Here is a 21945-nt window from a genome sequence, read left to right as displayed (position 1 = left end):
AGTAAGGAGCGGAATCTGAGACTACAGGGAACGGGGATGCACAGTGGAAACTTTACATGTATTACCGATTTATATTATTTCCGACGAAATGTAGTTTTACCGTTCGCGAAGTAATTATTTTAGAAAAACAGCTTAATTGTTCTCAACCGCTAGTAATGATTAAACCGCCCCACCAGGCTTGCGATCTTCTTTCGTCCGTCGTTTTCTACGGTCAGCAAGCTGTGTGCGCAAGTGACAAGGGCCACCGACCAAGAGCAGGCAAATATATTCGCCCGCTTTGCACGAGTTAACAGTTTTGCGCTTGCTCCCTTCCTGGTCGATGACAGGCGCACAAGCCCACCGCATCATGCTCCCTCGACGTCGTGCCGCAGGAACAAAGGACCGGGCCCTCGCATGCAACCTACCCTCTCTACCTCATTGCTGGACTACGCCGGGCAAAGCTCGCCTGGTCGAAAGCGTAGCCATAATGAAGATGCTCTGCTCTGTTCACCCGCGCAGGGCCTCTGGGCGATAGCCGATGGTATGGGTGGGCATCAATGCGGAGAAGTCGCGAGCAGCCTGGCGCTCGCCGCATTGCAGCAGTCGATTGAAGCCGGCGAGACATTGGACACGGCGGTTCAGCAGGCCAACCAGGCCGTGTTGGGCGCTGCGGTAGACGACGGCATGGGCACCACGCTGGTTGCCGCGCACTTCAACGGTGCCGACTTCAAGCTCGCCTGGGTCGGCGACAGCCGCGCCTATCTGGTTACCGCAAATGGCATCGAACAGCTGACAAGAGACCACAGCTGGGTGCAGATGATGATCGACGCCGGCGAACTGCAGCCCGCCGACGCTCAAAACCATGCCTGGCGCAGTATCATCCTGCGCTGCCTGGGCCGCGAGGCGCCGCTGGAGGCTGGTGCCGGCAGCGGAACGCTCAAGGCCGGCGAGCTGCTTTTGTTGTGCAGCGACGGCCTGACCAACGAGCTGACCGACGCGCAGATCCATGCCAGCTGCACCTTCGCCGACACCCTGGAAAGCCTAGTGGAACAGTTGATCGACCAGGCCAATGAACACGGCGGCCGCGACAACATCTCCTGCATCGTCATCGGCCGCACCGCTCCACCCCCTGCGGCCGAGTCCCGCGGGCGGCGCTTCATCAATATGCTGTTCAAAACCCTCAAGTCGTAAGCACGCACGAGTTTCTATGACGCATCGGATGCTGGAAATACCGGGCTATCGCCTGCACAAACGGCTCGGGAAAGGCGGAATGGCCGAGGTCTACCTGGCCACCCAGCTTTCGCTGGATCGAGAAGTAGCCGTCAAGGTACTGCTGCGCACAGAGGATGCGGCGTTTACCGAGCGTTTCATCCAGGAAGGTCATATCGTCGCCTCGCTGCGCCATCCGGCCATCATCACCATTCACGACATCGGCCAGATCGCCGATGGCCGGCATTATCTGGCCATGGAATACATCGGCGGTGGCGATCTGGCGCAACACCGCGGCATCGTTTTCTCGCCTTCGCGGGCGCTGGACATCATCCGCCAGCTGGCCGGCGGCCTGGCGGTGGTGCACGACGGCGGACTGGTACATCGCGACGTGAAGCCCGCCAACATTCTGTTTCGTGACGACGGCAGCGCGGTACTCACCGACTTCGGCGTCGCCAAAGCTGTCGAGCTGGACAACGAACTCACACACTTCGGCATCGCGGTCGGTAGCCCGGCTTACAGCAGCCCGGAACAGGCTCAGTGCCAACCGCTGGACGCACGCAGCGACATCTACAGCCTCGGGGTAATCCTTGCCGAGATGCTCACCGGAACCAATCCGTTCCGCGCCAGCAGCTACCCGCAAACCGTGCTCAATCATGTGCAGATGCCCGCACCGCAATTGCCGCCGGCGCTGGCGCCCTATCAGCCGCTGCTCGACCGCATGCTGGCCAAGCAGCCGGCCGAGCGCTTCAGTAATTGCCGAGAACTGTTGACGGCCATCGATACGCTCACCGAGCCGGACATGGACCAGACCCGCATTGCCACGGCGGTATTCATCGAGCCGCAGATCAAACGCCGTCGTCGACGTCGCGGGCTAGGTCGCTGGGTGGGGATCAGCGCGGCGCTGGTCGTGGTAATAACCGCGCTGGGTGCCGGTGGGTATCAGTGGTTTCAGTACAAGCGCATCACCGACTACCTCCACAACGCCGAATCGCGTCTGGCCGGCGGGCAGTTGCTGACACCCGCGTTCGACAATGCCGATTACTACTATCGCCAGGCCCTGCGCCTGGATTCGGACAATGCAGAAGCCCTCGATGGCCTGCGGCGTGTCCTCGATGCGCGCATTGGCCAAGCCCTGGATCTAGCGGCGCAACGGCTGGCCAGCGACCAACTGCTGCAACCGGCCGAAGACAGTGCAGTGCACTATTACCAGCAGGTGCTGGGCTGGCTACCGGAAAACCAGATGGCGCTCGACGGCCTGACGCGCGTCAGCGAGCGCTATGTGGAACTCGCCGAAGCTGCCTACAGCAGGCGTGAGTACGCCCTGGCACTGGAGTACATCCAGCAGGGATTGGAAGCCGCGCCGGCGTACGCGCCCCTGCTGGCACTGCACGACGCGCATGCTCAGCGTGTCGCCAAGGCAAGAGCACCGCGACCGGTGCCGCGTACCGCTGCCAGTAGCTCGCGCACCCCACCCGCCACCACGCAGACCTCGCAGGCGCCGGCCAATCCGGTCAAGCGCCTGTGGAATCGCATATTCAACTGATGATCACGCCCGATCGCCTGGCTCATGCCTGCGATCGCTCCCGCTCAAGGTGACGCAGACATGCTCAGAATCCACTTCGCAGACAATCGTCAGAGCCCCGTCTGGCTTGCCGATGAACGCTTCACCCTCGGTTCGGACCGCGCCAACAGGCTGGTGATAAGCGATGCCGGCGTGGCGCCCTTTCACGCCGAGCTGATACTGGAAAACCGCTTCTACTACCTGACCGACCTCGGCACGCCAGGCGGCACCTACGTCAATGACGAAAAGATCGGCGAGCGCTATCAGATCCGCTCCGGGGACCGTGTGCGACTCGGGGCGCTGGAGCTGGAGATCGTCGATCCGGCCAAGGTCGGCGCCAAGGTGGCGGCAGCGCCCCGCTGGTTGCTGCAGGTGGTCAAGGGCGAAAACCAGGGCCACAAGTACCACATCACCGGCTCGATGACCTTTGGCCGCTCGGTGAAATGCGAGCTCTGCTTCAGCGATGCGGAGCTGTCCCGCCGCCACGCGGAGTTCTATCTCAAGGGCGATGTGCTGGAAGTGAAGGATCTGGCCTCAGCCAACGGTTTGCTGGTCAACCGTGAAAAGGTCACCACGGCCGTTCTGCAGCCGGGCGATCAGATTCAGCTGGGCAACACCACGCTATTGGTGATCGGCCCCAAGGTGAGTGCGCCGGAAATCGTCGACGAAGACGCCACCGTGTTCATCCGCGCCGCTGATCTGCCCGCCACCGCCGCTGCTCAGCCCAAGCCTGCCCGCCCTCGCCCTGCCACACCGAACCCTCTGCACGTCGCCACGCCCCCGGCAACCTCGGCGCCGGCACTGGAGACTCCGCGCAAATCGGGCTGGCGCCTGGCTCTGCTGCTCGGTGCGCTCGGATTGGCAGTTGTCGCAGGGATCGTGGGGCCGCGGATGCTTTAGCTGCCCCACCCACAGCTCAGTGGTGACGGGGCTGCCCATGCCCACTAACTCTTCGACGTGCGCTTGGGCGCTCTGGCCAAAGGCTGCCCTCGCCCCCTTCGCAACGCTCGCAAACCCTCGAAAACCAACAGCCCTATAGCCGCCCAGATCGCGGCGTAGGTCAGCCATTGATCCGATGCGATGCTCTCGCCGAGCAGCAGCGACACGACGACCAGCAGAACCGGTTCGACATAGCTGAGCAGGCCGAAGAGTGCGAGATCCAGATGTTTGCTTGCGACGATCATCAGCGCCAGGGCCAGAGCACTGAGCGCACCCAGGCCGATGATCAGAAGCAGCAGCGCCGGGCTCGCCGCGAGCTGTTGCAGGGTATCTCGGTCGGAGAAGGCAAACAGCGCGGCGACCGGCAGGCTGATGATCAGGTCGACCCAGAGCCCGCCGAGACTGGCAGTGCCAATCCAGCGGCGCAGGACGAAGTAGCAGGGATAACCGAGGGCAACGGCGAGTACCGGCCATGACAGTGACGAAGCCAGCAGCAGCTGGTTGCCGACACCTACAGCCGCCAGCAAACAGGCCAGGCGTTGCAATCGACTGATCGCCTCGCCGAAGACCAGGCGGCCGGTGAGTACCAGCGTCAGCGGCAGCAGAAAGTAGCCAAGCGAGACGTCCAGGCCGTGGCCGTTGATCGGCGCCCACATGAACAGCCAGAGTTGCAGACCGACCAGCGCCGAGGACAGCGGCAGCGCGAGCCACAGTCGCGCCTCTGCCGGTACGCGCACCAGGATCTCGCGGACCTCGCCCCAGCGACCGATGGCTAGCAGTAGCAACGCCAGGCAGGGTGCGGTGAGCAGAATGCGCCAGCCGTAGATCTGTTGACCGCTCAACGGCTTGAGCAGCGAGGTGTAGTAGTACAGCGTGGCGAAGAGCGTCGATGCGGCGAGCGAGCCGGCGACGCCCGCCAGTCTGTTGCGAGTTTCCATGGACTTCCTGCGATTGACGATTCGTGCCAGCCCCGACCTCAGGGCTCGACCTGGCTCCACTGCTTGTTCAGGCGCTTGTCCGAAACCGCCATTCTGGTGCCGAGCTGCTGCGCCCAGAGCGAGACGCGATATTCCTCGAGCATCCAGCGATACAGTGCCAGCTCGGCATCGCGCTTGCCTTCCTGCAGGTGCTTCTTCAGGCGCACCTGATACTGTTCCCAGTAGCCGGCCAGCTCGCCGGACCAGACGCGATCACGCTGCAGCTGCGAACCGATCTTCTCGAAGCGTTGCTCGATGGCCTTGAGGTAGCGGGGATATTCCTTCAGCCACTCGGCAGGTGTTTCGCGAACAAAGCCCGGATAGACCAGATTGCCCAGCTGCGCCTTGATGTCGTTCAGCGCCACCGCCTGGGCCAGATCGATCTTGCCCTTGAAGCGCTTCTGCAGGCCGTGCCAGTGCTTGAGGATTTCCAGTGTCAGACGTGCCAGGCGCTCGGCATGCGCAGTCCAGTCGCCGCGCTTGCGCTCGGCGAGCGACGCCAGCGCGGCGCCATCACGCGGCAGCTGGGCTTCGCCGTCGAGGATGCAGCTGTCGAGGCTGGCCAGCAGGATGTCCTCGACCAGCCCATCGACCTTGCCCATGTCGCGGTAGAGCAGGCCCAGCTCGGTAAGGCCCGGCAGCTTGTTGCGCAGGTACTTGGCCGGCTCCGCCAGCTGTTGCAGCAACAGGCGCTGCAGCGCGCGGCGGTGTTGCCACTCGGCCTCGGCCTGGGTCGGGAAACGTCCTTCCTTGACCACTCCTGCCTCTTCCACCAGCGCCGGGTAGACGGTCATCGACAGCCCGGCCATCTTCGCCTGGGCCTTTTCTGCGACTTGGGCAAAACCCTTGGCTTCGACCGGCTTCTGTTCGGCCTTCTGCTGCGGCGGCGCCAGGGCGGCCTGGCTCGCCTCGGCGAAACGTGCGGTCAGCTCGGCCAGGTCGCGGCCTTCACCAAGAAACTTGCCGCGGGCGTCGACCACCTCGATGTTCATCTTCAGGTGGCTCTCCAGCCCGGCTGCCGCTTCGGCCCACGCATCATCCGATACGCGCGCGCCGGTCATGCGCAGCAGCTCGCGGCCCAGCGCCTCGGGCAGCGAGCCTTCACCAAAAGCGATCTTGGCCAGCGCAGCGCCAACGAAATCCGGCACCGGCACGAAGTTCTTGCGCAGCGCCTTGGGCAGGTTGCGCACCAGGGCCACCGCCTTGGTTTCCAGCAAGCCGGGCACCAGCCAGTCGAGCCGCTCGCTGCGCAATTGCGGCAGCAGCGGCGCCGGTACGCGCAGGGTCACGCCGTCGCGCGGGTGGTTGGGCTCGAAATGGTATTCCAGCGGCAACTGCAGCTCGCCAATGCGCAGGTAATCCGGGTACTGCGCGGCGGTGACCTCGCTGGCCTCCCGCGCGAGCACGTCTTCCTCTCGCATGATCAGCAGCTGCGGGTTCTTCGCGCTTTCGCGTTTGTACCAGTTCTCGAAACTGGCGGTCTGGTAGATGTCCGCCGGCAGGCGTGCATCGTAGTAATCGAACAGGGTTTCCTCGTCGGCGAGGATGTCGCGGCGCCGCGCCTTGGCTTCCAGTTCGTCGAGGCGTTCGAGCAGCTCGCGATTGGCGCTGAGCGCGCGCGCACGGCTGTTGATCTCGCCGCGCACCAGCCCTTCGCGGATGAACAGCTCGCGGGCCGCGGGCGGATCGATGGGACCGTAATGCACGGGCCGACGGCCGACGACGATCATGCCGTAAAGCGTAACCTGCTCGTAGGCCACCACCTGCCCGCGCTTCTTTTCCCAATGCGGCTCGAAGTGATTCTTCTTGATCAGATGCCCGGCCAGCGGCTCGATCCAGTCCGGCTCGATCTTGGCGACCATGCGCGCGAACAGCTTGGTGGTTTCCACGAGTTCCGCGGCCATCAGCCAGTTGGGTTTCTTACGGCCGATCACGCTGGATGGATGCACCCAGAAGCGCCGCTGGCGCGCGCCGAGGAAGTCGCCCTCCTCGGTCTTGTTGCCGATCTGGCTGAGCAGGCCGGCGAGGATGGCCTTGTGCACCGAGGCGTAGCTCTTGGCCTTCTGTGCCGCCTCGCTGGCTTCGGCCTGCTGGCGGAGGATGACGTTGACCTTGGTGTCCTTGGTCGGTGCGGGTTGGGTGCTGGCCCCCGCCGAACGCGCGGAAGAGGCTTCGCCGTCTTCCACCCTACGTGCCTTATCGGCGTGCGGTTGGCCGGAGCCATCCGCCGACCTGCCCGAACCAAGCTTGAGCTCCCGGGCGATGAGCGTCAGCTGGCGATGGGCGTCGCGCCACTCACGCAGACGCAGGTAGTTGAGGAAATTCTTCCGGCACCAGGTGCGCAGAGGGTTGGAGCCCAGCTCCTGGCGCTTTTCCTCGAAACCGCGCCAGAGATTGATCAGCGCGGCAAAGTCCGAATCCGGATCTTTCCACTGCGCATGGGCCTGGTCGGCTGCCTGCTGACGGTCGGCCGGACGCTCGCGCACGTCCTGCACCGAGAGTGCGCTGGCAACGATCAGGACTTCGGCGAGGCTGCCCTGCTGTGCAGCTTCCAGCAGCATGCGACCAAGCCGCGGGTCGATCGGCAGGCGCGCCAACTGGCGCCCCATTGGGGTCAGCTGGTTCTCGCGATTGACCGCCGAGAGCTCCTGCAACAGGTTGAAACCGTCGCTGATGGCCTTGCCATCCGGCGGCTCGATAAAGGGGAAATCCTGGATGTCGCCCAGGCGCAGATGCAGCATCTGCAGGATCACCGCGGCGAGGTTGGTGCGCAGGATCTCCGGATCGGTGAATTCCGGCCGGCCAAGGAAGTCTTCCTCGCTGTAAAGCCGAATGCAGATACCCGGCTCGACCCGCCCGCAGCGCCCCTTGCGCTGGTTGGCGCTGGCCTGTGACACCGCCTCGATGGGCAGGCGCTGAACCTTGGCGCGGTAGCTGTAGCGGCTGATGCGCGCGGTGCCGGAATCGATCACGTAGCGGATGCCCGGCACGGTCAGCGAAGTCTCGGCGACGTTGGTGGCCAGCACGATCTTGCGCCCTGGTCGCGGCTGGAAAATCTTCTGCTGCTCGGCCGGCGTCAGCCGCGCATACAGCGGCAGCACCTCGGTGAACTTCAGATTGGCCTTGCGCAGCACCTCGGCCGCGTCGCGAATCTCGCGCTCGCCAGGGAGGAACACCAGCACGTCGCCGGGGCGCTTGCCCACGCTCTGCTCGTGGGCAGTAATCTCGTCCAGCGCGGCGAGGATGCCCTGGTCGACGGTCAGATCATCCTCGACCCGGTTGCCGTCCTCGTCGATCTCTGCCGCCAGTGGCCGATACCAGGTCTCCACCGGGTAGGTACGCCCGGACACCTCGACGATGGGCGCACCATCGAAATGCTCGGAAAAGCGCTGCAGGTCGATGGTCGCCGAAGTGATGATGACCTTCAGGTCCGGCCGGCGCGGCAGCAAAGTCTTGAGGAAGCCGAGCAGGAAATCGATGTTCAGCGAACGCTCGTGGGCCTCGTCGACGATGATGGTGTCGTAACGCTCGAGGAAGCGATCGTGCTGCGTCTCGGCCAGCAGGATGCCGTCGGTCATCAGCTTGATCAGCGAGCTGTCCTTGCTCTGATCCTCGAAGCGCACCTGATAACCCACCAGCTCACCCAGCGGCGCGCCGATTTCCTCGGCCACCCGAGTCGCGACGCTGCGTGCCGCCAGCCGGCGCGGCTGGGTATGGCCGATCAGCCCGTGTACGCCACGGCCGATTTCCAGGCAGATCTTCGGCAGCTGCGTGGTCTTGCCCGAGCCGGTCTCACCGGCGATCACCAGCACCTGGTGTTTTTCCAGCGCGGCCTTGATCTCGTCGCGCTTGGCCGCGATTGGCAGGCTGTCGTCGTAGCGAATGCGCGGCACGCTCTGCCGGCGAGCCTCGACCTTGGCTACGGAGGCCTGAAAACGTTCCAGCCATTGGGTCAGCTTGGCCTCGTCCGGTTGCTTTCTCAGCTCATGCAGCTGCCGGCGCAGGCGATGGCGATCAGCGAACAGGGCCTGGTCGAGATTCTTCAGCAGGGTATCGATAGCGGGCGTTGCGTCGGTCATGGACAGCCGTGGGGCAATTCGAGAAGGGCGCGATTGTCGCAGATTTGCCCGGCCGGCCGAAGGGAAAGGGATGTTTGGAGGGACCGCGCCGGCTAGCCGGCGCGGTATTCAGCCGATCAACGGATCCAGTGACCCCAGCGCGACTTCTCCTGCACTTGCTGGATGCGCATGGTGCCGATGCTCTGCTCGGCCGCCGCGGCGATCTCGTCATCGATCATCTTGGTCGATAGCGAGAGCCAGCTGGTGGCGAAGGCAAGCGCATCGCTATGCAACTCCAGGGCTTCAGTGGAGATGTTGCCGAGATTGTCGCATGGCGTGTGATAACACGCGTCGAACGACTCCCCGGCGATGCCGCCATAACGCTGCGCCTGCTCCTCGGTCTTGATGTCCTCGGCGCCGGTGAACAGCCCGCCGAAGGCGATGCCGTCTTCGAAGAACTGTGCGTAGTCGGAGCGGAAGTCGATCTCGGTGCCTTCAGACGGCGCATTGCGCAGCTGGAAGTAGGTGCGCAGCAAACGCTCGATGGCGGCCGAGCCGGGAGGCCCCTGCAGGCCGAAGTCGGAGCCATCGCCATCGTAGATGAAGTTGCCGTAGTTCGGCGAACCGATCATGTCGACGTTCAGGTAGGCCTTGATGCGCTGCTTCTGCTCATCCGGCAATTGCGTGACGTAGTAGGTCGAGCCAACCAGCCCGGACTCCTCGGCACCCCACCAGGCAAAACGCACTTTATTCTCCGGCCGGGCCTTACTCATCAGCAGTGCCATTTCCAGCAGCGCGGCGCTGCCGGACCCGTTGTCGTTGATGCCGGCGCCTTCGAACACCGAATCCAGATGCGCGCCGACCATGATCACGTTGCTCGGGTCACCGCGGCGGGTTTCGGCCAGCAGGTTGTAGGTCTCGGTCTGCTCGCGCACCACATCGACGTTCATGCTCAGCTGCAGGCCCGCAGTCTGCGACCAGGCCACGCCGTTGTCGTAGGTGGAGAACATCACTGGAATGCCGCCGCTGTAGTCCTCGCCCAGGGTCGCGACCAGCAGCCCCTTGCGGTCCTCGGTGTCGCCCTGATTGAAGATGATTGCCCCCGCCGCACCGGCCGCCGCGGCATTGGTGGCCTTCTGCCCGAACGGACAGGTGCCGCGCTGCATCAACGCAATGGCCCCGGCCGGGAACCCGGCGAAGTCCTCCGGTTCACAACCGCTGGTAGACGTGTTGCCGGCACCGAGCGCCAGGTCAACCGGCACCACTGGTGCGGTGACGTTGCCAGGGTCGGTCTGGTCGGCATAGGAGAAGTCCTCCTCCCAAACGTACTGCACCGGCTGCGGCGCCACGGCGCTCAGCGTGCCGGGGCTGACCGGATAGAAGGCTAGGAAGGGAAAGGCCTGTATCTCGACCCGATAGCCGGCTCGCTGCAGGCGGCTGCGCACGTAATCGATCGACGCCTGATAGCCCGGCTGGCCGGAAGCCCGATTGCCATCGTTCAGCGCAGCGATGTCCTGCAGCGCTTCCAGATGCTTCATGACGTTGCTCGCCTGCATGCAGCGCGGCAGGCCGACCGGCGTACCGACCAGCAACGGCGAACGGCAAAGCGCGGCGTTCGGCTTGTCCGGTGTCCAGAAGTCATTGAATTGAGCGGTATCGATCTGCGGCGCCGCGAAAGCGACACTGCCGGTAAGTAATGCGAGAGAAGCAACTACCCGAACAGCATTGTTTTTCTTGTGCATGGGTAACTCATCCTTGCAACGGATTGATGGGCAGGCCGCCTGTGGCTTGCGCCATCGTCCCCTACTGCTTTCAGCGGACGCGGCCATAGGGAGCTAGACCGAACGGCCGCCGTCTCGGTTCTGAGACAGCCGCCCGCCGGTAGCGCCGTTCATCGGTATGAGGGAACTACATGTGAAGGACTGGATATCGCGCAAGCGCGCAGCCTACTCAGCCAGGCAAGGGCGGCAGGCATTGCACCCGCCACCTGAAGCCACCCGGATCAGATGCGGAACTGCCCCACCAGCCTCTGCAGCTGTTCGGCAAGACCGTTGAGTTCACGCGATGTCTGAGCGCCCTGCGCCGCATCGCTGGCCACGCCATCCACTGCATCGGCGATGTGGTGCACGCTGCGATTGATCTCCTCTGCCACGGCAGTCTGTTCTTCGGCAGCGGCGGCGATTTGCGCGTTCATCGAGTTGATCGTGCCGATCAATGCAGAGATCGCATCCAGTGACTCACCAGCCTGATTGGCATGATCGCGGGTGCTCTCGCCCTTCTCGCCGGCGCGCAACATGGTGGAGACGGTGTTCGAAGTCGCGCTCTGCAGGCGGTCGATCATGCCCTGGATCTCGCCAGTGCTCTGCTGCGTGCGGCTGGCCAGCGCCCTGACTTCGTCGGCAACCACGGCGAAACCGCGGCCCGCTTCACCGGCACGGGCTGCTTCGATGGCAGCATTGAGCGCCAGCAGATTGGTCTGCTCGGCAATGGCGCGGATTACATCAAGCACGCCGACGATGCCTTGCACGTCCTGCTGCAGCCCGTCCAACGATTCACCACTGCCACGCAGCTCGCCCACCAGCTCATGGATCTGACGAATGCTCTGATCGACGACCTGCTTGGCCGCAATACCCTGCTGATCAGTCTCACGCGCCGCCTCGGCGGCACGCTGGGCGCTCATGGCGACCTCATGGGCGGCAGCGGACATCTCGTTGATCGCCGTGGCCACCTGATCGGTCTCGCTGCGCTGGTCGGCCATGGCCTGCTCCGAACGCTGCGCCTGGCTGGCCACCGCACCGACCAGTCCACTGAGCTGCGTGGTGGTTCCTGCAACCTGCTGCACCAGCGAATGGATCTTCTCGACGAAGCGGTTGAACGAGGCAGACAACTCACCGAGCTCGTCCCGGCTGGTGACAGGCAAACGATGGGTAAGATCGCCGTCGCCCTGCGCCATGTCGTCCAGATTCTGCTTGATCTGCAGCAGCGGACGGAGGATGGCGTTGCTCATCAGCACCGCGAGCACGCCCATCAGGATCAGCAGCAGAAACGCCGCGCCAAGCATGAACAGGGTGAGACCATCGATTCGCGCCTGGAAAACCGCCCGCGCCTCACCCACGTCGCGCTCGACGTCGTCCAGATTCAGTGACGTACCGAATACCAGATTCCACTTTGGCAGGTGCTCGGCATAGCCGACCTTCGGCACCAACGTATCACTGCCCGGAACGACGAAGCTGTAATCGACGAAGTGACTGCCGTTCTGGCCGGCTTTGACCAGCTCACGAATGGCGTAGACGCCATTCGGATCCCGGTAATCGGCGAAGCTTTCGCCGATGCGCTCACGCGTAGCGCCCTGGAATACCCGCAGCGACTGAGCGTCATACCCCCAGAAATACCCCTCATTGCCGTAGCTGAGGCGCTCGAGTATGGCGACCGCCTGCTCACGCGCCTGCATGTCGCCCTGGGCAGAGCGCTCATAGATCGGTGCAATGGCGTTTCGCGCCAGCTCGACGTAATGCTTGAGCTCGGCACGACGGTCACGAATAAGGCTCGTGCGGGTCTGATCTTCCTGCTGGTCGGCCAAGTCCTGCAACTCGACTACCGCTACCCCACTGAGCGTGATGCTCAACAAAAGAATCGGACCAAGCGCAAGCAAGAGCAATTTCACCCGCAGCCGTAAGGACGCTAGCATCTTCAAATCCCATAGGAAAAGCATGGTTAAGTAGTGCCATTGTGCCATCGACTACATAATGAGGAGAACTCTACTAAACGCTAATCCAGGCGATGCGAGGTATTGCCGATGAACGTAGTTCGCATAAACGAAAAAAACCCCGCCGGGGCGGGGTTTTCAAGTGAAGCCTCGATTACTTCTTGTGGCCCAGCTTGCGCAACTCTTCATCGCGCAACTCGCGCCGCAGGATCTTGCCGACGTTGGTGGTCGGCAGGCTTTCGCGGAACTCAACGGCTTTAGGCCGCTTGTAGCCAGTCAGGTTGTCGTGCATGTGCTTCATCACCTGTTCCTTGGTCAGGCTCTCACCCGGCTTGACCACTACGAACAGCTTGATCGCCTCACCCGACTTCTCATCCGGCACGCCAATGGCGGCGCATTGCAGCACCCCTGGCAGACCGGCAAGCACGTCTTCCAGCTCGTTGGGATACACGTTGAAGCCAGACACCAGAATCATGTCCTTCTTACGGTCGACGATGCGGATGTAGCCGTCTTCCTGAATGACGCCGATGTCGCCGGACTTGAACCAGCCTTCGGCATCGATCACTTCGTCAGTGGCCTCAGGGCGCTGCCAGTAACCCTTCATCACCTGCGGGCCCTTGATGCACAACTCGCCGATCTCGCCTTGTGCCAGATCCTGCCCGTCGTCATTGATAACCTTGAATTGCGTCGAAGGAACCGGAATGCCGATGGTGCCAATCTGGATGTGCTCGATCGGATTGACCGAGGCTACCGGGCTGGTTTCGGTCAGGCCATAGCCTTCGCAGATCGGGCACCCGGTGACCTGCTTCCAGCGCTCGGCTGTGGCCAGTTGCAGCGCCATACCGCCAGACAGGGTGACCTTGAGCGCAGAGAAATCGAGCTTGCGGAAGTCTTCACTGTTGCACAGCGCCACGAACAGCGTGTTGAGCCCGACGAAGCCGCTGAAGCGATACTTGGACAGGTCCTTGATCATCGCCGGCAGGTCGCGCGGGTTGGAAATCAGGATGTTGTGGTTGCCGCTGAGCATCATCGCCATGCAGTGAAAGGTGAAGGCGTAGATGTGGTAGAGCGGCAAGGGGGCGATGAGCACCTCGCTGCCGTCATTGAGGTTCGACCCCATCAACGCCTTGCACTGCAGCATGTTGGCGACGATGTTGCGGTGAGTCAGCATCGCACCCTTGGCGACGCCGGTGGTACCGCCGGTGTATTGCAGCACGGCGACCTCATCGCTGCTCGGCGACGCCTCACGTACGGCTTTGCCGCGGCCCAGTGCCAAGGCATCGTTGAGCTTGACGGCCTTGGGCAGATTGTAGGCCGGCACCATTTTCTTCACGTGCTTGACCACCGCGTTGACCAGCATGCGCTTGAGCGGCGGCAGCATGTCGGCAACTTCGGTGATGATTACGTGCTTGATGCCGGTCTTTGGCAGGACCTCTTCGGCCAGGTGCGCCATGTTGGCCAGGCAGACGAGCGCCTTGGCGCCAGCATCGTTGAACTGATGCTCCAACTCCCGCGCGGTATACAGCGGGTTGGTATTGACCACGATAAGCCCGGCACGCATGGCACCGAACACTACGATGGGGTATTGGATGAGGTTGGGCAATTGCACGGCGATACGGTCGCCGGGCTGAAGATCGGTGTTCTGTTGCAGATAAGCGGCGAAGTCACCGGACAGCTTGTACAGCTCTCCGTAGGTCAGGGTCTTGCCGAGATTGCTGAACGCCGGCTTGTCCGCGAAACGCTCGCAGGACTGCTTGAGCACAGCCTGGATGTTCTGGTACTCGTCGGGATTGATCTCGCTGGCAACACCAACAGGATACTTATCCTTCCAGAAGTTATCGGTCATGAACCCCACTCCTAAGCAACAGCTTTATTACTGCGCGATGGCAGCTGTTTTGTTGTGATTTGTTAACTTTTGTACCACTGATCGGGCTAAAAGCGTGCCCGAGGTTAGCAGCTTTGCACAGGAGCGAACAGAGTCCGCGGGGGAGCGATTCGACATAAAGTGACCGGAACATATGTCCCGGTCACTTACAGCAGGCGTTATTTCCAGCGCCTATGCAGTGCTATTCAAACCGTATCGCGCAACTCGCGGCGCAGGATCTTGCCTACCGGCGTCATCGGCAGTGAATCCCGAAACACGTAGTGCCTGGGCATCTTGTAACCGGTGAAATTCTCGCGGCAGTAGGCCTGTAGCTCTTCCTGAGTGAGCGTCGGATCGCTGGGCACGACGAACAGCTTGACCGCCTCGCCTGACTTCTCGTCCGCCACGCCAATGGCGGCGCATGCAGCCACCTTCGGGTGAGCCATGACCACATCTTCGATCTCGTTGGGGTAGACGTTGAAACCGGAGACGATGATAAGGTCCTTCTTGCGGTCGACGATGCTGACAAAACCGTCTTCATCGATCACCGCGATGTCGCCGGTCTTCAGCCAACCCTCCTCGTCCAACACCTCGGCAGTTGCGTCGGGACGCTGCCAATAGCCCTTCATCACTTGCGGTCCCTTGACGCACAGCTCACCGCGCTCACCGAGTGGCAAAGCGTTGCCCTCGTCATCAATGACCTTCACCACAGTGCCGGGCACTGGAAGCCCCACAGTGCCGAGACGTGAATGGTCACCGTGGGGGTTGGCGCAGACAACCGGTGACGTCTCGGTCAGCCCGTAGCCTTCGACGACCGTGCAGCCGGTCATGCCCTTCCAGCGTTCGGCTACCGCGGAAACCAAGGCGGTACCACCTGAATTGGTGCCCTTGAGTCGAGAGAAATCGATCTTCTTGAACTGTGGGTGGGCCATCAGCGCGACGAACAGTGTATTGAGGCCGAGAAATGCAGAGAACTGCCAGCGCTGCAGCTCCTTGACGAAACCGTTGATATCCCGCGGATTGGTGATGAGAACGTTGTGATTGCCTGTGACCATCATGCACATGCAGTTCACCGTGAACGCATAGATATGGTAGAGCGGCAGCGGCGCGATCATCACTTCCTGGCCTTCGCGGATAATCGGGTGGCCATGCTCGTCGAGCTGCTGCATATTGGCTCGCACCTGCTGCATGTTCGCCACCAGGTTGCCGTGGGTCAGCATCGCGCCTTTGGCCACTCCGGTCGTACCACCGGTGTACTGCAGCACCGCAACGTGGTCGAGTTCCAGCGGCACCGGCTTGTGATTGTGGCGCGCGCCGTCACTCAGCAGGCTCTTGAAGGCCACCGCTTGAGGCAAGTTGTAGTCAGGCACCATTTTCTTGAGATGCTTGACCGCCGCATTCACCAGCACACCCCGAAGCGCCGGCAGCATGTCACCGATGCGCACTTCGATCAGATGTTCGATCGAGGTATCGGCCAGCACTTCCTGCACATGGTGGCCGAAGGTATTCAGGTAGACCAGTGCGCGCGCGCCGGAATCCTGGAACTGGTGGCGCATCTCCCGCGAGGTGTAGAGCGGGTTGGTATTGACCACGATGAGACCGGCGCGCAGTGCACCGAATACCGCAATGGGATACTGCAAAAGGTTGGGCATCTGAATGGCGATGCGGTCGCCGGGTTGCAGGTCGGTGTGTGTCTGAAGCCAGGCCGCGAAGGCGGCGGAGTAGCGTTCCAGATCGGCATAGCTGAGGGTGACGCCCATGTTGCTGAACGCGGGGCGGTTCGCATGGGTCTTGCAGGCGCGTTCGAAAACCTCCACCACTGAGCGATAGGCGTGGAGATCGATGTCATTGGGCACGCCAGCAGGGCGTTTGTCATTCCAGAATTCAGGCTGCATTGTTATTGGCCTCTTTACCTGAGAGTGTCTGGCCCACGCGTGGCAGGCTCTAGCGAACTTATCAGGTCGAGGTCATGGCGCAACAGTCCGAGCAGCACAAATCACTGACGTGAATCTGTCGTCACGGCGCCGGCCGCGTCCGGGCTCGGGACAAGTGCGGGACATGCCTCTAGAATGCTGCCCCAGCGCGCGTACACCGGCTGTATCGGATCGCGCGGCACGCTTCGATCCATCGGGCGCAGCATATGGCGCGCCGACCAGCCTGAGGACACTCCATGAGCACCATCAGCAACACGCCCTACGCCGACCTGGAAGTCGGCCAGCAGGCGAGCTTCGAAAAACACTTAGAGGAAAGGGACATCCAGCTGTTCGCAGCCATGTCCGGCGACCGCAACCCGGTCCATCTGGATGCCGAGTTCGCGGCCGGTACGCTGTTCAAGGAACGCATCGCCCATGGCATGTTCAGTGGCGCGCTGATCAGCGCCGCCGTGGCTTGCACCATGCCGGGCCCGGGCACCATCTATCTTGGCCAAACCATGAAATTCACCCGCCCGGTGAAGATCGGCGACACCCTGACCGTACGCCTTGAAATCCTCGAAAAAATGCCGAAGAACCGCGTGCGCATCGCCACCCGCGTGTTCAACCAGAACGATGAGCAGGTGGTCGATGGCGAAGCGGAAGTGCTCGCGCCACGCAAGCAGGAGACCGTAGAACTGAAGGAGTTGCCGCCGATCACCATCGGTTGAGCATCCCTACGTTCATCGCCTCGCCGTTCATGGACGGGGCAAATCGAGGGCGCCTGATTGGCGCCCTCTTCATTTCCAGCAACGCCTCCGTCGGCGGGCACGGGGGACAAGCAGAACGCTATTACGGCCCTGGCCTACGCCTCAAGCAGTTCCCTGGCGGAAGGATGCGTATCGGATACCCCGCGCCGACTATCGAGCGAGCAGTACAACAAGAACAACAACGGGACCCTCATCCATGCTCATTCGCTCAATCGCTTATCGGCGCCTGGCGGCGCTCGTCCTCGGCAGCTTGGCGCTAGCCATGCAGCCCGCTTCGGCTGCCCCGCTCGACCCTGGCCCCGACGAGGCCCTGCTCTACTACCAGCGCGCCGATGGCGACTACCACGGCTGGGGACCCCATCTGTGGAACACCCCCGGCTGCAACGGCAGTGCGAGTGAAACCAGCTGGGCGCAACCGCTCGCGGCAGTGGATACCGACACGCAGTACGGCGCGTTGTACCGCATTCCACTGAGCACCGATGCCGGTTGCCTGAATCTGATCATGCACAAGGGCGACGAAAAGGACCTGGGCGGTGGCGACCTGGTCTGGCGCTTCGACGAACTCGGCCGTCGTGTCTTCTCGGTCAGCGGCAACCCACAGCTGTCCAGCACGCCGCTGAGCAGCAGTGCTGTGGCGATCAAGGGCGCGCGGGCGCACTGGCTCGATCCGTTTACGCTCGCGCTGGTGGGCGGTGCGCCGGGCGCCAGCCGCGTCGAGCTGCGCTATGCAAGCGACGCCAGCATCCGCATCGACGGCGAGGCGCTTACCGTTAGTGGCGGGCAGAGCCTGGCGATGCAGCCGTCGAGCCTGCGCACTGGCATCAGGCGCCAGCACCCGCATCTGGCCGATGCCCCGGCGTACCGGATCAAAGCCGGCGCACATGACCTGCGCCGCGCCGTGATGAGCCAACTGGTGGTAATCGCCTATGACGCGGACGGCCGGGTCATCGATGCCACCGAAGTGCAGACCGCCGGCATCCTCGACATGCTGTTCGCCTACAACGGCGAGCTGGGCGCGACGCTCGATGCCAGAGGTGTGTCTTTCAAGCTCTGGGCACCGACCGCGCAGCAGGTTCGTCTGCACGTGTTCGATGCATCCAAACGGCTGCTACCCGGCTATCCGAAGCCCATGCGGGAGCGGCTCGGCGTCTGGAGCCTGGAAGGCCCGCGCTCGCTGGATCGCCAGTACTACCAGTACGAAGTCACCGCCTATCGGCCAAGCACCGGCAGAATCGAGACGACGTTGGTCAGCGATCCCTATGCCCTGAGCCTGTCGCGCAACAGCCAGTACGCCCAGGTCGTCGACCTGAACGCCGACGATCTCAAGCCCGCCGGCTGGGATGCGGTGCGTCCGCCACACCCGGAGCGCCCCGAAGCGAGCGTGATCTACGAAACACATCTGCGCGACTTCAGCGCCAGCGACACCAGCCTGCCGGCCTCGCTACGCGGTACCTACGCAGCGTTTACCCACCAGAACAGCGACGGCATGCGGCACCTGCGTGACCTGCAGAAGGCCGGGCTCACCCACGTGCAGTTGCTGCCGGTGTTCGACATTGCCACCATCGATGAAGACCCCGCACAGCGGATCAATCTGGACGACCCCTTCGCCAAGCTCTGCGACCTGTCGGACGGGGCCCGGGAGCGCTGGGCGCAGTACTGTGGCGCAGCGAGCGTTCGTCAGGTGCTAGAGGGCTTCGACCCCGCCAGCGGCCAGGCGCAATCGCTGTACGACGACCTGCGCGGCCTGGATGATTTCAACTGGGGCTACGACCCCTTCCACTTCACCGCGCCCGAGGGCAGCTACGCCAGCGACGCCGAAGGCGTGCAACGCGTCATCGAGTTCCGCCAGATGGTGCAGGCGCTCGCCGACAATGGCCTCGTTACCGTGATGGACGTGGTCTACAACCACACCAACGCTTCCGGCCTGGCCGAAAAATCCGTTCTGGACAAGGTCGTACCCGGCTACTACCACCGCCGCAACCCGACTACCGGCGCGGTGGAAACCTCGACCTGCTGCGAGAACACTGCCAGCGAACATCGCATGATGGCCAAGCTGATGATCGACTCGCTGAAGGTCTGGGCCCGCGATTACAAGATCGCCGGCTTTCGCTTCGATCTGATGGGCCACCACATGCGCGAGCAGATCGTCGATGCGTATCGCGCCGTTCGCCGCATCGATCGCGACACTTATTTCTACGGAGAAGGCTGGGAATTCGGCGAGGTTGCCGGCAACGCCCGCGGTATCAACGCCAATCAACTGAACATGGCCGGCACCGGTATCGGTACCTTCAATGATCGGCAACGTGATGCAGTACGCGGCGGCAGCCCCTTCGACAGCGGCGAGAGCATTCGCCGCAACCAGGGCTTCGCCAACGGGCTCTATCTGCGGCCCAATGAACTAAGCGGCGCCGGGGCTCAGGAAAAAGCGCAACTGCCCCACGCCGCCGACCTGATCCGCGTCGGCATCGCCGGCGGGCTACGCGATTTCCAGTTCGTCACCGCCGACGGCAGCACGCGCAAGGGCAGCGAGATCGACTACAACGGCCAGCCCGCCGGCTATACGCTGGACCCACAGGAAACCGTCAATTATGTCTCCAAGCACGACAACCAGACGCTGTGGGACAACAACCAGTACAAGCTCGCCAGCAGCCTGTCGGTTGCCGACCGGGTTCGCATGCACATGCTGGCGCTGTCGGTGCCGCTGTTCAGCCAGGGTGTGCCGTTCATTCATCTCGGCTCTGACATGCTACGATCAAAGTCCATGCAGCGCGACAGCTACGACTCGGGAGACTGGTTCAACGCGGTGGATTTCAGCTATCAGGACAACAACTGGAACAAAGGCCTGCCACGCGCTGACAAGGACGGCGACAACTGGCCGCTGGTTCGCAAGATCATCGTCGACCCACAGGCCAAACCGGGGGCCGCTGAAATCGTCGCGGCGAAGCGGCGCTTTCTGGAGCTGCTGAAAATTCGTAGTGACAGTGCACTGTTCCAGCTCGACAGCGCCCGTGAAGTGCAGCGTCGCTTGCAGTTTCACAACACTGGCCCCGAACAGCAGCCTGGCGTGATCGCCTTCAGCCTGGCCGACGGCCCGCGCGACGGCCGCGATCTGGACCGGCGCTATAGCTCGTTGATGGTAGTGATCAATGCGTCGGACCAGCGGGTTCGCCTGCCAGGCGGGGATGGCTACCAGCTGCATCCAGTGCTGAAAGGCTCAGTCGATCCGATCAGTCGCCAGGCCACGGTCATCAGTGGGGAATTCGAGGTACCGGCATTCACGACGGCCGTGTTCGTACAGCCTCAGGCACGTCGGTAAATCGCGCGCAAAAAAAAGGCGACCATAGGTCGCCTAAATGCCTTGCGTGCTCTTTGAATCTGTCGGATCAGCTCTTCTTGTGAGCATCCCGCCAGATGAAATATCCGAAACCTGCGAGGAAGGCGACCATCAGGCCGACCGTGACCACCCCTGCGAGCACCACATTATCGACAAACATGAGACCTACCTCCGACACTTGATTCGCTGTTCGATGGGTCCAAGTTAAACCGGCAACCTTCGAAAAAAATTGACCCTGATCAATGGGCGCAAAATGCTGGCGACAGGCGCACGCAACGACTGATCCAGGTCAAGAAAATAGGGGTATGCAGGGCGATTTCAGGCAGACCAGAAGGACACTTTTGAACGCACGGCACCGAATGCCGCCGTTTAATAGCGAATAGATATGAAAAAGGCAGCTGCAGCGGGGGCGTTATCGGAGGATTAGCGCTTCTTGGTCGATCGTTTGCCTTTCTTCTTCGTTTTGCCAAGCGGCAGGACCTGCTCGAAGGTCTTGCGCATGTCCTCGAGCCGCTTGTCGTTGAGGTCATGAATGCGCCGGGCGCGCTCGGCGCTGAAATCGATCAGTTTCTCGTCGGTGCTCATCAAGTCGGTCTCGGCTGGATCAGGCGGAAGGTCAAGTTGAGGCGCGGCTGCAGCACCTTGCTGGTACGCGCGATCTGATGTTGCCAATGATGCTGCGTTGCACCACTCATGACCAGCAGCGAGCCGTGGCCAAGGACAAGCGAATGCTGGATTCGTCCACCGCCCTTGCGCCGCAGGTCAAAGCGCCGCTCTGCGCCCAGACTCAGCGAAGCGACCGTCGGACAATCACCCAGCTCGGCTTCATCATCGCTGTGCCAACCCATGGCGTCGCGTCCATCGCGATACAGGTTGAGCAGCACCCCATTGAAACGCTGGCCGGTCTCCCCCTGCAATCGCTCGCGAATTCGCTGCAGCGACGGCGTCCACGCCAGCGGCTCATGCCGCAGGCCGGAATAGCGATACCCGACGCCAGGATCACCATACCAGGCAACCAGCCGCGGCACCGCGAGCAAGCGACCGTAGATTCGAATTTCGGGCTGCGTCCAGGGCGTGGCGTCGATCAGCTCTCGCAACAAGGCGTCAGCGGTTTCTCTATCGATCCAATGTGCGCGGTAGTCCAGCACAGCATCAGGCAGTTCGATCAACGACTCACGGCCCGCGTCAGCGTGGTGCATGTCAGACCTCGACATCCACCCAGAGGCCCTGGCGTGGCAGCTCGTCGAGCTCGGCCTGGTCCTGCTCCTCGGTCTCGCCTGTAGCCAGCTCTTCTGGGGTATACCCACGACGCTGCCGGCGGCGCTGCTCGTCACGCAGCATTTGCTCACTCTCCTGAGGGTGCCGCCGATCCAGGGCTACCGCGCTTTCATCGGAGCTCGGCTGCACGGGCGTTACCGGGGCGATTTCCGGGCGCGGTTTGACGGCGTCCTGCTGGGCGTTGACCGGAAATACGCCTGATGGAATGGGTGGCAGCATGCTCGTTACCCCTCTTTACCGATGAATCGGCGCGGTACCGGCCAACTTTAACAGGACCGCTACACTTCATGCGTCGAACAGTCGCCATCGGTCGTCGCTCTGATGGCAACGTTCCGTTAAGATAGCCGGCTTTTTCAC

Annotated in this window: 15 protein-coding genes; 5 read left to right on the top strand and 10 right to left on the bottom strand. The window is 62.5% G+C overall.

The window, feature by feature from the left end; translation table 11 throughout:
• Positions 1 to 393: 393 nt before the first annotated feature.
• Genes AAEZ08_RS21150 through AAEZ08_RS21140 form a run of 3 tightly spaced genes read left to right on the top strand, consistent with a single transcriptional unit; the run spans position 394 to position 3652 of the window.
• On the top strand, positions 394 to 1170 hold the full coding sequence (locus AAEZ08_RS21150; RefSeq protein WP_003281396.1) for a PP2C family protein-serine/threonine phosphatase: 777 nt from the start codon (positions 394 to 396) through the stop codon (positions 1168 to 1170).
• Positions 1171 to 1186: 16 nt separating this feature from the next.
• Positions 1187 to 2734, top strand: coding sequence for a protein kinase domain-containing protein (locus AAEZ08_RS21145; protein ID WP_500125088.1), 1548 nt, complete (start codon positions 1187 to 1189; stop codon positions 2732 to 2734).
• Between the two features lie 60 nt (positions 2735 to 2794).
• Positions 2795 to 3652, top strand: coding sequence for an FHA domain-containing protein (locus AAEZ08_RS21140; RefSeq protein WP_181067701.1), 858 nt, complete (start codon positions 2795 to 2797; stop codon positions 3650 to 3652).
• 44 nt (positions 3653 to 3696) lie between these two features.
• Here the strand turns inward: AAEZ08_RS21140 and rarD are convergent, their stop codons facing one another.
• The 6 genes from rarD to fadD2 form a co-directional block, all read right to left on the bottom strand.
• Positions 3697 to 4629: an EamA family transporter RarD gene (gene rarD, locus AAEZ08_RS21135; RefSeq protein WP_500125087.1), complete on the bottom strand. Its 933-nt coding sequence runs from the start codon at positions 4627 to 4629 to the stop codon at positions 3697 to 3699.
• Positions 4630 to 4667: 38 nt separating this feature from the next.
• Entirely contained in the window at positions 4668 to 8747 is a 4080-nt protein-coding gene (hrpA, locus tag AAEZ08_RS21130; RefSeq protein ID WP_500125086.1) for an ATP-dependent RNA helicase HrpA, read from the bottom strand.
• Positions 8748 to 8863: 116 nt separating this feature from the next.
• A complete protein-coding gene (locus AAEZ08_RS21125) occupies positions 8864 to 10468 on the bottom strand; it encodes a M28 family metallopeptidase (RefSeq protein ID WP_500125085.1) in 1605 nt (534 codons plus the stop codon).
• Between the two features lie 260 nt (positions 10469 to 10728).
• Positions 10729 to 12414, bottom strand: coding sequence for a methyl-accepting chemotaxis protein CtpM (gene ctpM / locus AAEZ08_RS21120; protein WP_500125084.1), 1686 nt, complete (start codon positions 12412 to 12414; stop codon positions 10729 to 10731).
• Between the two features lie 172 nt (positions 12415 to 12586).
• Entirely contained in the window at positions 12587 to 14278 is a 1692-nt protein-coding gene (gene fadD1, locus AAEZ08_RS21115) for a long-chain-fatty-acid--CoA ligase FadD1 (protein ID WP_003281381.1), read from the bottom strand.
• Between the two features lie 224 nt (positions 14279 to 14502).
• The gene (fadD2, locus tag AAEZ08_RS21110; protein WP_500125083.1) at positions 14503 to 16191 is read right to left on the bottom strand and encodes a long-chain-fatty-acid--CoA ligase FadD2; all 1689 of its coding nucleotides are present in this window, start codon (positions 16189 to 16191) and stop codon (positions 14503 to 14505) included.
• A gap of 275 nt (positions 16192 to 16466) precedes the next feature.
• Between fadD2 and AAEZ08_RS21105 the strand changes: the two genes are divergently transcribed.
• Together AAEZ08_RS21105 and pulA are read left to right on the top strand one after the other, a co-directional pair.
• Positions 16467 to 16937, top strand: a complete 471-nt coding sequence (locus AAEZ08_RS21105; protein WP_003281378.1) for a MaoC family dehydratase — start codon at positions 16467 to 16469, stop codon at positions 16935 to 16937.
• A gap of 235 nt (positions 16938 to 17172) precedes the next feature.
• Complete coding sequence (pulA, locus tag AAEZ08_RS21100; RefSeq protein WP_500125082.1) at positions 17173 to 20292, top strand: pullulanase-type alpha-1,6-glucosidase; 3120 nt, start codon at positions 17173 to 17175, stop codon at positions 20290 to 20292.
• A gap of 67 nt (positions 20293 to 20359) precedes the next feature.
• On the opposite strand, the gene ccoM is transcribed toward pulA, so the two are convergent.
• The 4 genes from ccoM to AAEZ08_RS21080 form a co-directional block, all read right to left on the bottom strand.
• The gene (gene ccoM, locus AAEZ08_RS21095) at positions 20360 to 20470 is read right to left on the bottom strand and encodes a cytochrome c oxidase subunit CcoM (protein ID WP_003281374.1); all 111 of its coding nucleotides are present in this window, start codon (positions 20468 to 20470) and stop codon (positions 20360 to 20362) included.
• A 263-nt stretch (positions 20471 to 20733) separates the two neighbouring features.
• Positions 20734 to 20895 carry a hypothetical protein gene (locus AAEZ08_RS21090; RefSeq protein WP_003281372.1) on the bottom strand — a complete coding sequence of 54 codons (162 nt, stop codon included), beginning with the start codon at positions 20893 to 20895 and terminating at the stop codon, positions 20734 to 20736.
• Positions 20895 to 21509 (bottom strand): alpha-ketoglutarate-dependent dioxygenase AlkB family protein, encoded by a 615-nt coding sequence (locus tag AAEZ08_RS21085; protein ID WP_102820180.1) that lies wholly within the window; start codon positions 21507 to 21509, stop codon positions 20895 to 20897. Before AAEZ08_RS21085 ends, AAEZ08_RS21090 begins: the two co-directional genes overlap by 1 nt.
• A gap of 1 nt (position 21510) precedes the next feature.
• Positions 21511 to 21807 carry a hypothetical protein gene (locus tag AAEZ08_RS21080; RefSeq protein WP_003281368.1) on the bottom strand — a complete coding sequence of 99 codons (297 nt, stop codon included), beginning with the start codon at positions 21805 to 21807 and terminating at the stop codon, positions 21511 to 21513.
• Positions 21808 to 21945 lie beyond the last annotated feature (138 nt).

Source organism: Pseudomonas sp. E45-MNA-CIBAN-0222 (assembly GCF_040310405.1).
Classification (GTDB): domain Bacteria; phylum Pseudomonadota; class Gammaproteobacteria; order Pseudomonadales; family Pseudomonadaceae; genus Stutzerimonas; species Stutzerimonas stutzeri_AC.
The sequence above is the reverse complement of the archived record's forward strand: the minus strand, read 5'-3'. Positions and strand labels throughout refer to the sequence as shown.

Bases quoted from the DNA above. Each gene is read 5' to 3' on its own strand.
- AAEZ08_RS21150 (WP_003281396.1), top strand. From the start codon at position 394: ATGCAACCTACCCTCTCTACCTCATTGCTGGACTACGCCGGGCAAAGC.
- AAEZ08_RS21145 (WP_500125088.1), top strand. From the start codon at position 1,187: ATGACGCATCGGATGCTGGAAATACCGGGCTATCGCCTGCACAAACGG.
- AAEZ08_RS21140 (WP_181067701.1), top strand. From the start codon at position 2,795: ATGCTCAGAATCCACTTCGCAGACAATCGTCAGAGCCCCGTCTGGCTT.
- rarD (WP_500125087.1), bottom strand. From the start codon at position 4,629: ATGGAAACTCGCAACAGACTGGCGGGCGTCGCCGGCTCGCTCGCCGCA.
- hrpA (WP_500125086.1), bottom strand. From the start codon at position 8,747: ATGACCGACGCAACGCCCGCTATCGATACCCTGCTGAAGAATCTCGAC.
- AAEZ08_RS21125 (WP_500125085.1), bottom strand. From the start codon at position 10,468: ATGCACAAGAAAAACAATGCTGTTCGGGTAGTTGCTTCTCTCGCATTA.
- ctpM (WP_500125084.1), bottom strand. From the start codon at position 12,414: ATGCTAGCGTCCTTACGGCTGCGGGTGAAATTGCTCTTGCTTGCGCTT.
- fadD1 (WP_003281381.1), bottom strand. From the start codon at position 14,278: ATGACCGATAACTTCTGGAAGGATAAGTATCCTGTTGGTGTTGCCAGC.
- fadD2 (WP_500125083.1), bottom strand. From the start codon at position 16,191: ATGCAGCCTGAATTCTGGAATGACAAACGCCCTGCTGGCGTGCCCAAT.
- AAEZ08_RS21105 (WP_003281378.1), top strand. From the start codon at position 16,467: ATGAGCACCATCAGCAACACGCCCTACGCCGACCTGGAAGTCGGCCAG.
- pulA (WP_500125082.1), top strand. From the start codon at position 17,173: ATGCTCATTCGCTCAATCGCTTATCGGCGCCTGGCGGCGCTCGTCCTC.
- ccoM (WP_003281374.1), bottom strand. From the start codon at position 20,470: ATGTTTGTCGATAATGTGGTGCTCGCAGGGGTGGTCACGGTCGGCCTG.
- AAEZ08_RS21090 (WP_003281372.1), bottom strand. From the start codon at position 20,895: ATGAGCACCGACGAGAAACTGATCGATTTCAGCGCCGAGCGCGCCCGG.
- AAEZ08_RS21085 (WP_102820180.1), bottom strand. From the start codon at position 21,509: ATGCACCACGCTGACGCGGGCCGTGAGTCGTTGATCGAACTGCCTGAT.
- AAEZ08_RS21080 (WP_003281368.1), bottom strand. From the start codon at position 21,807: ATGCTGCCACCCATTCCATCAGGCGTATTTCCGGTCAACGCCCAGCAG.